Source organism: Ruegeria sp. HKCCD7255, from assembly GCF_013031565.1.
GTDB lineage: Bacteria > Pseudomonadota > Alphaproteobacteria > Rhodobacterales > Rhodobacteraceae > Ruegeria.
In genome coordinates this window covers 114,582-128,037 of record NZ_WQAG01000005.1, presented here as the reverse complement: position 1 = coordinate 128,037, position 13,456 = coordinate 114,582, and the positions used below count along the sequence as shown (strand labels likewise).

At 58.2% G+C, this 13,456-nt stretch carries 12 protein-coding genes; 10 read left to right on the top strand and 2 right to left on the bottom strand.

From position 1 onward, the window contains the following. Positions 1-6: 6 nt before the first annotated feature. Complete coding sequence (locus tag GOX45_RS11375) at positions 7-864, bottom strand: CoA ester lyase (protein WP_171100956.1); 858 nt, start codon at positions 862-864, stop codon at positions 7-9. A 183-nt stretch (positions 865-1,047) separates the two neighbouring features. Between GOX45_RS11375 and GOX45_RS11370 the strand changes: the two genes are divergently transcribed. After that, positions 1,048-1,341: a hypothetical protein gene (locus tag GOX45_RS11370; RefSeq protein ID WP_254446010.1), complete on the top strand. Its 294-nt coding sequence runs from the start codon at positions 1,048-1,050 to the stop codon at positions 1,339-1,341. Here the strand turns inward: GOX45_RS11370 and GOX45_RS11365 are convergent. Further along, positions 1,338-2,093 carry a sulfite exporter TauE/SafE family protein gene (locus GOX45_RS11365; protein WP_171100953.1) on the bottom strand — a complete coding sequence of 252 codons (756 nt, stop codon included), beginning with the start codon at positions 2,091-2,093 and terminating at the stop codon, positions 1,338-1,340. The two genes, GOX45_RS11370 and GOX45_RS11365, sit on opposite strands and share 4 nt — an antisense overlap. 161 nt (positions 2,094-2,254) lie before the next feature. On the opposite strand from GOX45_RS11365, the gene mdh reads away from it, so the two are divergent. The 9 genes from mdh (at position 2,255) to lpdA (ending at position 13,449) form a co-directional block, all read left to right on the top strand. Further along, positions 2,255-3,217 carry a malate dehydrogenase gene (mdh, locus tag GOX45_RS11360; protein WP_171100951.1) on the top strand — a complete coding sequence of 321 codons (963 nt, stop codon included), beginning with the start codon at positions 2,255-2,257 and terminating at the stop codon, positions 3,215-3,217. Between the two features lie 319 nt (positions 3,218-3,536). Beyond that, entirely contained in the window at positions 3,537-4,730 is a 1,194-nt protein-coding gene (gene sucC / locus GOX45_RS11355) for an ADP-forming succinate--CoA ligase subunit beta (protein WP_171100949.1), read from the top strand. A gap of 6 nt (positions 4,731-4,736) precedes the next feature. Further along, complete coding sequence (locus GOX45_RS11350) at positions 4,737-5,354, top strand: hypothetical protein (RefSeq protein ID WP_171100947.1); 618 nt, start codon at positions 4,737-4,739, stop codon at positions 5,352-5,354. After that, positions 5,354-6,235 (top strand): succinate--CoA ligase subunit alpha, encoded by an 882-nt coding sequence (gene sucD / locus GOX45_RS11345; RefSeq protein WP_170462664.1) that lies wholly within the window; start codon positions 5,354-5,356, stop codon positions 6,233-6,235. Before GOX45_RS11350 ends, sucD begins: the two co-directional genes overlap by 1 nt. Positions 6,236-6,677: 442 nt before the next feature. Further along, positions 6,678-7,217: a DUF805 domain-containing protein gene (locus GOX45_RS11340; protein WP_171100946.1), complete on the top strand. Its 540-nt coding sequence runs from the start codon at positions 6,678-6,680 to the stop codon at positions 7,215-7,217. Continuing rightward, a complete protein-coding gene (locus tag GOX45_RS11335; protein WP_171100944.1) occupies positions 7,214-10,171 on the top strand; it encodes a 2-oxoglutarate dehydrogenase E1 component in 2,958 nt (985 codons plus the stop codon). Before GOX45_RS11340 ends, GOX45_RS11335 begins: the two co-directional genes overlap by 4 nt. Positions 10,172-10,173: 2 nt before the next feature. Next, the gene (gene odhB / locus GOX45_RS11330) at positions 10,174-11,685 is read left to right on the top strand and encodes a 2-oxoglutarate dehydrogenase complex dihydrolipoyllysine-residue succinyltransferase (RefSeq protein WP_171100941.1); all 1,512 of its coding nucleotides are present in this window, start codon (positions 10,174-10,176) and stop codon (positions 11,683-11,685) included. Between the two features lie 2 nt (positions 11,686-11,687). After that, positions 11,688-11,957, top strand: a complete 270-nt coding sequence (locus tag GOX45_RS11325) for a hypothetical protein (RefSeq protein ID WP_171100940.1) — start codon at positions 11,688-11,690, stop codon at positions 11,955-11,957. A gap of 103 nt (positions 11,958-12,060) precedes the next feature. Continuing rightward, a complete protein-coding gene (gene lpdA, locus GOX45_RS11320) occupies positions 12,061-13,449 on the top strand; it encodes a dihydrolipoyl dehydrogenase (protein ID WP_171100937.1) in 1,389 nt (462 codons plus the stop codon). Positions 13,450-13,456 lie beyond the last annotated feature (7 nt).

Here is a 13,456-nt window from a genome sequence, read left to right as displayed (position 1 = left end):
GCTGGCTTACCCCGCTTGCAAAGCTAATATCGCCTCTGCTTTTGCCAGAATTTCACGTGCAGTTACAACGTGCAGGTTTTCGACGATCTTTCCATCCACGACCGCGACCCCCTGCCCCTGGGCTTCGGTTTCTTCAAACGCCGCGATTTGGCGGCGTGCCAGATCGATTTCGGCCTCGGACGGAGCGAAGGCTGCGTTGGTCACATCAATCTGCGCCGGGTGTATCAGTGTTTTGCCGTCAAACCCCATATCGCGCCCCTGTGCGCATTCTGCGGCCAACCCTTCAGTGTCTTTGAACGCGTTATAGACCCCATCAACAATGATTAGCCCTTCGGCCTTGGCCGCCAGCAGGCACAGGCCCAGCGAGGTCATCAAGGGTAGGCGATCTGGACGGAACCGGGTCTGAAGTTCTTTGGCCAGATCATTTGTGCCCATGACAAAGCCCGCCATCAGCGGGTGCGCTGCGATTTCGGCCGCGCTCAACATGCCACGCGGCGTCTCCATCATCGCCCAGATCGGCAAATCCCCGGTGATCGCGGCCAATGCGTCAACATCTGACGCCGCATTCACCTTGGGCAACAACACCACATCGGCATCCATATCGCGCACCGCTTGGGCATCCGCCTGCCCCCAAGGCGTGTCCAGCCCGTTGATTCGCACGATTTTGACACGTGCGCCATATCCCCCGACCGACAGCGCTTGTTTCAGTGTCTCGCGCGCGTTCTCTTTTTCGTCGGCTGCCACAGCATCCTCAAGGTCAAAGATGATCGCATCCACCGGCAACGACCGCGCCTTGTCCAACGCGCGCTCTTTCGAGCCAGGGATATAAAGAACCGACCGATAGGGGCGCTGACGAGGATCCATGGCGTTCTCCTTGAAATATTGTTGCGCGGAATGAGCCATTTTTTTCAATTTAGTTCAAGCCCAAAATCGCCGCGGCGCAGCAATTGCTGTTTCCAAGAGCGCAACGCGCGTTGGTTTAACCCGATTTAGGCGTCCTCTCTTCAGGTTAACGACACGGGTTATTTGGGGATTCAAATGAACAAGATGATGAAAGCGACTATGGGGATGGGGTTGTTGGTAATGACCGCCCAGCAATTGAATGCACAACCTCGCCAATGTGCACCGCGTGCTGATGTGGTGCAGCAACTGGAAGAAAACTACGGAGAGACGCGCCGGGGTCTTGGCCTTGCCCGGCAAGGCGCGGTGATGGAGGTCTTTGCCTCCAGCACGAGCGGTAGTTGGACCATTACCGTGACTCTTCCCGATGGCCGGACCTGCCTGATAGCGTCTGGTGAAAGCTATGAACCTCTGACCGAAGCGCTTCCACCCAACACCTAGGTCAATGCGTCCCAAATCAGCTTGCTGCCTGTGATGGTCAGCAAGACATAGGTGATCCCAAAGAACAGGCGTTCGGACATCATTACGTGCGCCCGAACGCCCAGCCAGGCGCCAAAAATCGCGAAAGGGGTCAGCAACAGGTCGGCCAAGGCCGTGTGCCAGGTGAACAGGCCCAAATAGGCATAGGGTATGAACTTCGCGATGTTGATAACCCAGAAGACAAGAACGGTTGAGGCCTGAAACTCGGTCTTCGACAGGCGCTGCGACAGCAGATACACAGCGGCGGGTGGACCACCAGCGTGACTGACAAAGCTGGTGAAGCCCGCCACAAGCCCGGCAACCACCCCGGCAATAGGTGGTAAACGATTGGCAAATCCTCGGATCCAGCCTTTGCTTTGCGCGATATGCCAGATCACAAATCCGACCGAAATCGCTCCGATCAGCAAACGCAACAGATCATCATCCGTGGCGCGATACAGCCATGCGCCCAAGGCGACACCCGGTACTGCGCCCAGGATCAGAAGCCACGAATCTCGCCAGCTCCAGCGCTTCCAATAGGGGCCCAAAGTGGCCACATCAATCACCATGAGGATCGGCAGCATCAACGCCAACGCCTGCCCCGGTGTCAGGATCAGCGCCAGAATCGATGAGGACGCAAAGGCCACGCCCGAGCCGAACCCACCCTTCGAGATGCCCGCAAAGATCACCGCCGGGATCGCTACGGCAAAAAACATCAGGTTCATCTCGAACATTTTATTTCCCGGAAATAGACATGAGTCACAGGCGGTTTAGCGCAACCGGCCAGGGGCGCGCAAACAGTATGCGGTGGCATGCCGCGCCGCAGAACACTTGCACGACGCCGCATTTACGACTAGCAAAACCGCGATTTCAAAACCCATCGGAGATATTCCAAATGGCCAGACCCAAGATCGCGCTGATCGGCGCAGGTCAGATCGGCGGTACGCTCGCCCACCTCGCAGCAATGAAAGAACTGGGTGATGTTGTCCTGTTCGACATCGCCGAAGGCACCCCGGAAGGCAAGGCGCTGGATATCGCCGAATCCGGCCCGTCGGAAGGTTTCGACGCCAAGCTCAAAGGTACCCAGTCTTACGAGGATATCGCAGGCGCCGATGTCTGCATCGTCACCGCAGGTGTTCCGCGCAAACCCGGTATGAGCCGTGACGATTTGCTGGGCATCAACCTCAAGGTCATGAAGTCGGTGGGCGAAGGCATCGCCGCCAACGCGCCCGATGCATTTGTCATCTGCATCACCAACCCGCTGGACGCGATGGTCTGGGCCCTGCGCGAATTCTCGGGCCTGCCCCACAACAAGGTCTGCGGCATGGCAGGTGTTCTGGACTCGGGCCGTTTCGCTCATTTCCTGTCGGAAGAGTTCAACGTGTCCATGCGCGACGTCACCGCCTTTGTTCTGGGTGGTCACGGCGACACCATGGTTCCCTCGGTACGCTATTCTACCGTGGCCGGTATCCCTCTGCCCGATCTGGTCGAGATGGGCTGGACCACGCAAGAGAAACTGGACGCCATCGTTCAACGCACCCGCGACGGCGGTGCCGAGATCGTTGGCCTGCTGAAAACCGGTTCGGCTTTCTATGCGCCGGCAACATCGGCGATCGAAATGGCGGAAGCTTATCTGAAAGACCAAAAACGCGTCCTGCCCTGCGCTGCCTATTGCGACGGCGAGTTGGGTGTCAAAGGCATGTATGTGGGCGTCCCCACAGTGATCGGCGCTGGTGGTGTCGAGCGTGTGGTCAACATCAAGCTCAACGAAGAAGAGCAAGCTGGTTTCGACAACTCGGTCAATGCGGTCAAAGGCCTGATCGAGGCCTGCAAAGGCATCGACAGCTCGCTGGCATAAGGTCAGTTTGACACTCAGAACACCGGCCCTCAACATGGGTCGGTGCTCCATCAAAGACCTTCGGTCTCAAAATTGTGGGCTAGTCACCTGTTGGCGCAAACCCCGCAAACACCTTTTTCAAAACTGTTTTCCTGGTTCAGCGCGCTGAATCGAATCAAGCTCAACTTACGCAGCTAAATTTGTGATCACACCCCAAAATGCTGTGATCACAAATAGTGAAAATCTTCGTGAAAAAGCTCTTCAACGTCAAAAAAGCCTTTAACCTTGCCCGCTAGACACCCCTATAACAGGGGAATTACAGTCAGACGGGACAAATTCGATGAACATTCACGAATATCAGGCCAAAGCGCTTCTTCGCAGCTATGGCGCTCCGGTCTCCGACGGTCGCGCCGTTCTGCGCGCCGAGGAAGCCAAAACCGCAGCCGGTGAGTTGGATGGACCCTTGTGGGTTGTCAAAGCACAGATCCATGCGGGCGGACGCGGGAAAGGCTCATTCAAAGAGGCTGACGCAGGTGAAAAGGGCGGTGTCCGTCTGACCAAATCGGTGGAAGAAGCCGCCGAAGAAGCCAAAAAGATGCTGGGCCGGACGCTGGTCACGCATCAGACCGGCCCGGCGGGCAAGCAGGTCAACCGCATCTATATCGAAGCCGGTTCTGGCATCGAGCGCGAGCTTTATCTCGCCCTGCTGGTCGATCGTCAGACCAGCCGCATCTCGTTCGTCTGCTCGACCGAAGGCGGCATGGACATCGAAGAAGTCGCTGCGGAAACGCCCGAGAAAATCCTGTCCTTCTCGGTTGATCCAGCCACGGGCTATCAACCCTATCACGGCCGCCGCATTGCCTTTTCCTTGGGCCTGCAGGGCGCACAGATCAAACAATGCGTCAAACTGATGAGCCAGCTTTACAAAGCCTTTGTCGAAAAAGACATGGAGATGCTGGAAATCAACCCGCTGATCGTCTCGGACAGCGGTGACCTCAAGGTTCTAGATGCCAAGGTCGGCTTCGACGGCAACGCGGTCTATCGCCACCCTGACATCGCCGAACTGCGCGACGAGACCGAAGAAGACCCCAAAGAACTGGAAGCCTCGAAATACGACCTGAACTATATCGCTCTGGATGGTGAGATCGGGTGCATGGTCAACGGCGCCGGTCTGGCGATGGCGACGATGGACATCATCAAGCTTTACGGGGCCGAGCCTGCCAACTTCCTCGACGTCGGTGGTGGTGCGACCAAAGAGAAAGTAACCGAGGCGTTCAAGATCATCACCTCGGACGAAAACGTCAAAGGCATCCTGGTCAACATCTTTGGCGGCATCATGCGCTGTGACGTCATCGCCGAGGGCGTTGTCGCCGCCGTGAAAGAGGTTGGCCTGAAGGTACCGCTGGTCGTGCGTCTGGAAGGCACGAATGTCGAGAAAGGCAAAGAGATCATCAACACCTCGGGCCTCGACGTGATCGCTGCGGACAACCTGAAAGACGGTGCTGAGAAGATCGTGAAGGCGGTTAAGGGTTAGTGCCAAATGTATAGTGGCGATCCGAATGTCGAAAGCCAGATGGCGCTGGCACAGGCATCTTTTCAAGATGCCCGTGCGGAAATTCTCATGCGCCTAGGATTTCGGGAAAAACTTGTCGAAATATATATGGTGGGTTCGGTGGCACTCGTTACCGCTCTGATTGCTGCTCGCCAATATGGGATACCGATGGAGGCCTATGCGATATCAAGCGTCTTTTCGCTTGTGGTAGCAGTTCAAATACGCGCGCACGTCGATGCAGTCGAAAAGTTAGCCAACTTTATCCGTTGGCAGTTAAACCCTTACTGGATCGAGAACAAAAACTGGGCGCCTACTTGGGACTGGTACACTCGTCAAGGTAATGTCGAAGAGCAAAAGACGTTTCTGAGATCTGCATCCCAAGCCATAAGCATACACCTCCCAAGTTTCTCCTCTCTCGTGATCTATGCCTACGTTCTTTCAACTGGCGAATGGAAAGGCTGGACACCGCCTACAATTTGGTTCGTTTCAATCGCCTTGTTCGTAATTGCCGTAGAAACAACTCGACGAACTTACAAATCTCGAAAGAATCAACCGTCTCCCGCGACACCGGAATGCTGGGAAGATAAATTAAAGGAGCCAAGCTAATGGCAGTCCTCATCGACGAAAATACCAAAGTGATCTGTCAGGGCTTTACCGGCTCGCAGGGCACATTCCACAGCGAACAGGCCATCGCCTATGGCACAAAAATGGTCGGCGGTGTGACCCCCGGCAAAGGTGGGATGACACATCTTGACCTGCCCGTGTTCAACTCGGTCCACGAGGCCAAGCATGTGACCGAAGCCAACGCCTCGGTGATCTATGTGCCGCCTCCTTTCGCGGCAGACTCGATCCTAGAAGCCATTGATGCCGAGATGGAGGTGATCGTAGCGATCACCGAAGGCATCCCGGTTCTGGATATGATGAAGGTGAAACGCGCGCTGGAAGGCAGCAAATCACGCCTGATCGGGCCGAACTGCCCCGGTGTCATCACGCCCGACGCCTGCAAGATCGGCATCATGCCCGGCCATATCCACAAGCGCGGCTCGGTCGGCGTTGTGTCGCGTTCGGGCACGCTGACCTATGAGGCCGTAAAGCAGACCACCGATGTGGGTCTGGGCCAGTCCACCTGCGTGGGTATCGGCGGCGACCCGATCAAAGGCACCGAGCATATCGACGTGCTGGAATGGTTCCTGGCCGATGACGAGACCCACTCGATCATCATGATCGGTGAGATCGGCGGCTCGGCCGAGGAAGAAGCCGCGCAGTTCCTGGCGGATGAGGCCAAGAAGGGCCGCAAAAAGCCGGTCGCCGGTTTCATCGCAGGCCGCACAGCCCCTCCGGGCCGCCGCATGGGCCACGCAGGCGCGATTGTCGCTGGTGGCAAAGGCGGTGCCGAGGACAAGATCGAAGCCATGCGCTCGGCCGGTATCGTAGTGGCGGAAAGCCCTGCGACCCTGGGTGAGGCCGTGTTGGAAGCGATTGGCTGATTGATGATTGCCCGTCGCACATATGTGCCAAGGGCAGCGCCCGACCGCGGGTGGGCGCAAAGCGCCCGCCCATGGGGGCGGTCGGGCGCTGCCCGGCAGTACCGCCGGGCGAGACTTACAGTGATACTCACGTGGATAGGCACGTCCCTGGCAGCTCAAAACACTGACGTCACCCCAATGGATCGGTTCATCGTTAGGGTTATTCCGGGCGTGCATGGTGCTGAGACCAACATATTGGAAGACGATAAAATCGCGTTCACATATAATAGGTTTCGCGTCGGCAAAGACGAAATACGAGCGGCGGCAGATATGTGGTGCTCACAACTCGACGGAACGGCCCGATTGGATTCCGATACAAGTGTCGGAAGCTTTCTTTGGTATTTGGGGCGTCGTCAAACCACCTATGACTGCGCAATCGAGAAATGAGGTGTAGGGATTTGTAATGACCTTCTCTGACGCCATCCGCACCTGTTTCTCCAAGTTCTTCACCTTCTCGGGTCGTGCCGCGCGGCCCGAATACTGGTTCTTTTTCCTGTTCATCGTGATCTGGAACATCATCGCCGGGATCATCGACTGGCAGTTTTTCACGCAGGTTTCGACCTCGCAAACCGACAGCAGCACAAGCGTTACGGCCACGTCCAGCCAACCGGTGCAATCCATCGTTGGCCTGATCGTCTTTTTCCCGCATCTGGCCGTCGCGTGGCGGCGGATGCATGATACAGGGCGCAGCGGGCTTTTTGCCCTTCTGCCGATCCTGTTGATACTCGGTGCGTTGGCCGTGCTCATCTTTGGCATTGGCCTTGCCAACCAGTTTCATGGTGGGACGCTGGACATCCTGTTCACGCGCGCCACGCTGCTGATCGTCATTCCGACACTGATCGTCCTGTTTGTGTCGCCCCTTCTGGTTCTGTGGTGGCTGACCCGCCCCAGTCAGCCAGGCCCCAATAAATACGGTCCCAACCCATATGAGGTACTCCCATGACCGAACATACGCCCAACACTGCCTTTCATGCCTCTAGCTTCATGCAGGGCCACAATGCCGAATATCTGGAGCAGCTATACGCCCAGTACACCAAGAACCCGGGCGCGGTAGATGCGGCCTGGGCGGAGTTCTTCAAGGCGATGGGCGATGCCACGCCGGATGTGCAGCGCGAGGCTGAAGGCCCGTCCTGGGCGCGGACCGACTGGCCGCCAATGCCCGCCGATGACCTGACGGGCGCGCTGACCGGGGAATGGGCCGAGATCGACGCCAAGGCAGCGGGCAAAAAGATCAAGGACAAAGCCGCGGACAAGGGTGTTGAGATCAGCGACGATCAGATCAAACGCGCGGTTCTGGACAGTCTGCGCGCGCTGATGCTGATCCGGGCCTATCGGATCCGGGGCCATCTGGCCGCCGATCTGGACCCGTTGGGGATGCGTGCGGCCAGCACTCACCCCGAGCTGGATCCGAAAACCTATGGGTTCACCGAAGCGGATATGGATCGTCCGATCTTTATCGACAACGTTTTGGGCCTTCAGGTCGCCTCGATGCGGCAGATCGTCGAGATCGTAAAGCGGACCTATTGCGGCACTTTTGCGCTGCAATACATGCATATCTCGAACCCCGAAGAGGCCGCCTGGCTGAAAGAGCGGATCGAGGGCTATGGCAAGGAAATCGCCTTCACCAAGGAAGGCCGCAAGGCAATCCTGAACAAGATGGTCGAGGCCGAGGGATTCGAGAAATTCCTCCATGTCAAATACATGGGCACCAAGCGGTTTGGCCTGGACGGCGGTGAAGCGCTGATCCCGGCGATGGAGCAGATCATCAAGCGTGGCGGTGCGCTGGGGCTGAGCGACATCGTTATCGGAATGCCGCACCGGGGGCGTCTGAATATTCTGGCTAACGTGATGGGCAAGCCATACCGCGCGATTTTCAACGAGTTTCAGGGTGGCAGCTTCAAACCCGAAGATGTCGATGGCTCGGGCGATGTGAAGTATCACCTGGGCGCTTCCAGCGACCGCGAGTTTGATGGCAACAGTGTCCACCTGTCGCTGACCGCCAACCCCTCGCACCTTGAGGCGGTGAACCCGGTGGTGCTGGGTAAGGTCCGTGCCAAGCAGGATCAGTTGAACGACACCGACCGCACGCGGGTGATGGGCATCCTGCTGCACGGCGATGCGGCTTTTGCGGGTCAGGGCGTCGTGGCCGAAGGCTTTGGCCTGTCGGGTCTGCGCGGGCACAAGACCGGCGGCACGATGCATATCGTGGTGAACAACCAGATCGGCTTTACCACTGCACCGCACTTCTCTCGCTCCAGCCCGTACCCGACGGATATCGCGCTGATGGTCGAGGCACCGATCTTCCACGTTAATGGCGATGACCCCGAGGCTGTGGTTCATGCAGCGAAAGTGGCAACCGAGTTCCGTCAGAAGTTCCACAAGGACGTGGTGATCGACATCTTCTGCTATCGCCGCTTTGGTCACAACGAGGGCGACGAGCCCATGTTCACCAACCCGGTCATGTACAAGCGGATCAAGACGCATAAGACCACGCTGTCCTTGTATACCGAACGTCTGGTCAAGGATGGCCTGATCCCCGAAGGTGAGATCGAGGATATGAAAGCCGCGTTCCAGGCGCATCTGAATGATGAGTTTGAGGCAGGCAAAGACTATAAGCCGAACAAGGCCGATTGGCTCGATGGCCGCTGGTCACATCTGGACAAGAACAAGGACGAATACGTCCGCGGTGAAACCGCAATCTCGCCCGAGACGCTGGCCGAAGTCGGCAACGCTCTGACCCGCGCGCCTGACGGCTTTGCGCTGCACAAGACCGTTGGCCGCCTGCTTGAGCACAAAAAGAAGATGTTCGAAACCGGTACGGGTTTTGACTGGGCCACCGGCGAAGCGCTGGCCTTTGGCTCGCTACTGACCGAAGGCTATCCGGTCCGTCTGTCGGGGCAAGACGCCACGCGCGGGACGTTCAGCCAGCGCCATTCAGGCTTTGTGCATCAGGAAACCGAAGAGCGATACTATCCGCTGAACAATATCCGCCCCGGCCAATCGCACTACGAAGTGATCGACTCGATGCTCAGCGAATATGCCGTTCTGGGCTTTGAGTATGGTTACTCACTGGCCGAACCCAACGCCCTGACCCTGTGGGAAGCGCAGTTTGGTGACTTCGCCAACGGCGCGCAAATCATGTTCGATCAGTTCATCAGCTCCGGCGAAAGCAAATGGCTGCGGATGTCCGGTCTGGTCACGCTGCTGCCGCACGGGTTCGAAGGCCAGGGCCCCGAACACTCATCTGCGCGGCTGGAGCGGTTCCTGCAGATGTGCGGTCAGGACAACTGGATCGTGGCGAACTGTACGACGCCTGCGAACTATTTCCACATCCTGCGCCGTCAGTTGCACCGCACCTTCCGTAAGCCGCTGATCATGGTCACGCCGAAATCGTTGCTGCGCCATAAGCTCGCGGTCAGCACAGCTGATCAGTTCACCACCGGGTCAAGCTTCCACCGGGTGTTGTGGGATGACGCTCAGCACGGCAACTCTGACACCAAGCTGGTGGCCGATGACAAGATCAAACGGGTCGTTCTGTGCTCGGGCAAGGTCTACTACGACCTGCTCGAGGAACGCGACGCACGCGGTATTGATGACGTCTATCTACTGCGGATCGAGCAATACTATCCGTTCCCGGCACATTCCCTGATCAACGAACTTGAGCGGTTCAAAGGGGCCGAGATGGTCTGGTGTCAGGAAGAGCCCAAGAACCAGGGTGCGTGGACCTTTATCGAGCCCAATATCGAATGGGTCCTGACCCGTATCGGAGCAAAACACACTCGCCCGGTCTATGCCGGACGCGCAACCTCGGCCTCACCCGCCACGGGACTGGCCAGCCAACACAAAGCCCAACAAGAAGCGCTGGTGAACGAAGCGCTGAGCATTGAAGGAAAGTAATGATGTCCATTGAAGTTCGTGTTCCCACGTTGGGCGAGTCGGTCACCGAGGCGACGGTTGCAACCTGGTTCAAGAAGCCCGGCGATGCGGTCGCCGTGGATGAAATGCTGTGCGAGCTGGAAACCGACAAGGTAACGGTCGAGGTCCCCTCACCCGCCGCTGGCGTGATGGGCGAAATCGTCGCTGCCGAAGGCGAAACCGTTGGTGTGGATGCACTGCTGGCGACAATTGCCGCCGGTGAAGGTGCAGCACCCGCGCCCGCCGCCCCAGCCGCTGAAGCCCCCGCAGCGGCTCCTGCTGCTTCAGGCGGTTCGGTCGATGTGATGGTGCCCACTCTGGGTGAATCTGTGACCGAAGCGACCGTTTCGACGTGGTTCAAACAGGTCGGCGACAGTGTCGCGCAAGATGAGATGCTGTGCGAGCTTGAAACAGACAAGGTTTCGGTCGAAGTTCCGGCCCCCGCCGCGGGCGTTCTGGCCGAAATCACGGCCCCCGAGGGTACGACTGTGGACGCTACAGCCAAGCTTGCGGTGATCTCTGGCTCGGCGACCGGCGCTGCCCCTGCTCCTGCTGCCGCTGCAGCGGCACCGGCTGCGGCAAACACCGGCAAAGACGTAGCCAACGCTCCGTCCGCTGAAAAAGCCATGGCCGAGGCCGGGCTGTCAGCGGATCAGGTCACCGGCACCGGGCGCGATGGCCGCATCATGAAAGAAGACGTGGCCAAAGCCGTCGCCGCAGCAGCGGCCCCGGCACCTGCAGCAACCCCTGCCCCTGCGGCCCAGGCGCCGCGTGCGCCAGTTGCCGCCGAAGATGCCTCGCGCGAGGAACGGGTCCGCATGACCCGTCTGCGCCAGACCATCGCCAAGCGCCTGAAAGACGCGCAGAACACTGCCGCGATCCTGACCACCTATAACGAGGTGGACATGACCGAAGTAATGGCTCTGCGCAACCAGTACAAAGACCAGTTCGAAAAGAAACACGGTGTGCGTCTGGGCTTTATGTCCTTCTTCACCAAGGCCTGCTGTCATGCGCTGAAAGAAGTGCCCGAAGTGAATGCCGAGATCGATGGCAACGACATCGTCTACAAGAACTTCGTGCATATGGGCGTGGCCGCCGGTACGCCACAAGGGCTGGTGGTTCCGGTGATCCGTGATGCAGATAGCATGTCCTTTGCTGCAATCGAAAAGGCCATCGCCGAAAAAGGCAAACGCGCGCGCGACGGCAAGCTGTCGATGGCCGAGATGCAGGGCGGTACCTTCACCATCTCAAACGGGGGTGTCTATGGCTCGCTGATGTCCTCACCAATCCTGAACCCGCCGCAATCGGGTATTCTGGGGATGCACAAGATCCAGGACCGTCCGATGGTTATCAACGGAGAGATCAAGATCCGCCCAATGATGTATCTGGCTCTGTCCTACGACCACCGGATCGTCGACGGCAAAGGCGCGGTCACCTTCCTTGTGCGCGTCAAAGAAGCGCTCGAAGATCCACGCCGCCTGCTGATGGACCTGTGACCATGGCGACCCATGTTCTGTGGCAAGCCGATGTGGCGGATTTCGATGTCTGGCTGAAAGTGTTCCGCGAAGACAAAAAGATGAGAGAGGCCGCGGGGATCCGCGACCTCCATATCTGGCAGGACCCCGCGCAAAAAGACCACGCGGTTGCGCTGTTCGAAATCACTAATCTGAACCGGGCCGAGAATTTCCTGCAATCCGAAGAACTGGCGATGCATCACGAACGCGGCGGTGTGGCCCATATTCAAATCAAGGTGTTGGAGCCTGTCTAGGCAGGCGGGCCGACCTTCACCTTACCTAAAATACTCCGGGGGACGCCCGGATCGGGCCTAGGGGCACAGCCCCTTCCCCGAAAACCCATAAAGGACCTGAGATATGGCAAATTATGACGTCATCGTAATCGGAGCCGGCCCTGGCGGCTATGTCTGTGCCATCCGCTGCGCCCAACTGGGCCTGAAAACCGCCGTTGTCGAAGGGCGTGAGACGCTGGGTGGCACCTGCCTGAACGTCGGCTGTATCCCGTCCAAGGCGCTGCTGCATGCCAGTCATCAATTGCATGAGGCCGAGCATAACTTTGCCAAGATGGGCCTGAAGGGCAAAAGCCCCTCGGTCGATTGGAAGCAGATGCAGGCCTATAAGGATGAGGTCATCGAAGGCAACACCAAGGGCATCGAGTTTCTGTTCAAGAAGAACAAGATCGACTGGTTGAAAGGTTGGGGCTCGATCCCCGCTGCGGGTCAGGTCAAGGTGGGGGACGAGGTTCACGAGACCAAGAACATCATCATTGCCTCGGGCTCTGAACCTGCATCGCTGCCCGGGGTCGAGGTGGACGAAAAGGTTGTTGTCACATCGACTGGCGCGCTGTCGCTGGGCAAGATCCCGAAAAAGATGGTGGTGATTGGCGCCGGTGTCATCGGGCTGGAACTGGGCTCTGTCTATAGCCGCTTGGGCGCCGAGGTAACGGTGATCGAATACCTCAAAGAGATCACACCAGGCATGGACCCGGAGGTGCAAAAGACCTTCCAACGGATCCTCAAGAAACAGGGCCTGAACTTTGTAATGGGCGCTGCGGTGCAAAAGACCGAAGCCACAAAGACCAAGGCCAAGGTCACCTATAAGTTGCTGAAAGATGACAGCGAGCATGTGATCGATGCAGATACCGTGCTGGTCGCTACCGGGCGCAAGCCTTATTCCGATGGTCTGGGACTGGACGCTCTGGGCGTCGAGGTGACGCCGCGCGGTCAGATCAAAGTGGGCAGCGATTGGCAAACCAACGTGCCCGGCATCTACGCCATTGGCGATGTGACCGATGGCCCGATGCTGGCGCACAAAGCCGAAGACGAAGGCATGGCCGCCGCTGAGCAGGTCGCGGGCAAACATGGTCATGTGAACTATGGCGTCATTCCCGGTGTGATCTACACCTGGCCCGAGGTCGCCAATGTGGGCGAAACCGAAGCCACGCTGAAAGAGCAGGGCCGCGCCTATAAGGTTGGCAAGTTCATGTTCATGGGCAATGGGCGCGCCAAGGCGAATTTCGCATCAGACGGGTTTGTCAAAATCCTGGCCGACAAGGAAACGGATCGCATCCTTGGTGCGCATATCATCGGTCCGGCCGCCGGAGACCTGATCCACGAGGTGTGTGTGGCCATGGAATTTGGCGCATCCGCCGAAGATCTGGCGCTAACCTGCCACGCGCATCCCACCTATTCCGAGGCCGTGCGCGAGGCCGCCTTGGCCTGTGGAGACGGCCCGATCCACAGCTAAGACCAAA

Coding starts and splice junctions, on each gene's coding strand:
- mdh (WP_171100951.1), top strand. CDS start 2,255: ATGGCCAGACCCAAGATCGCGCTGATCGGCGCAGGTCAGATCGGCGGT.
- sucC (WP_171100949.1), top strand. CDS start 3,537: ATGAACATTCACGAATATCAGGCCAAAGCGCTTCTTCGCAGCTATGGC.
- GOX45_RS11335 (WP_171100944.1), top strand. CDS start 7,214: ATGACCGAACATACGCCCAACACTGCCTTTCATGCCTCTAGCTTCATG.
- GOX45_RS11340 (WP_171100946.1), top strand. CDS start 6,678: ATGACCTTCTCTGACGCCATCCGCACCTGTTTCTCCAAGTTCTTCACC.
- sucD (WP_170462664.1), top strand. CDS start 5,354: ATGGCAGTCCTCATCGACGAAAATACCAAAGTGATCTGTCAGGGCTTT.
- GOX45_RS11325 (WP_171100940.1), top strand. CDS start 11,688: ATGGCGACCCATGTTCTGTGGCAAGCCGATGTGGCGGATTTCGATGTC.
- odhB (WP_171100941.1), top strand. CDS start 10,174: ATGTCCATTGAAGTTCGTGTTCCCACGTTGGGCGAGTCGGTCACCGAG.
- GOX45_RS11365 (WP_171100953.1), bottom strand. CDS start 2,093: ATGTTCGAGATGAACCTGATGTTTTTTGCCGTAGCGATCCCGGCGGTG.
- GOX45_RS11370 (WP_254446010.1), top strand. CDS start 1,048: ATGATGAAAGCGACTATGGGGATGGGGTTGTTGGTAATGACCGCCCAG.
- lpdA (WP_171100937.1), top strand. CDS start 12,061: ATGGCAAATTATGACGTCATCGTAATCGGAGCCGGCCCTGGCGGCTAT.
- GOX45_RS11375 (WP_171100956.1), bottom strand. CDS start 864: ATGGATCCTCGTCAGCGCCCCTATCGGTCGGTTCTTTATATCCCTGGC.
- GOX45_RS11350 (WP_171100947.1), top strand. CDS start 4,737: ATGTATAGTGGCGATCCGAATGTCGAAAGCCAGATGGCGCTGGCACAG.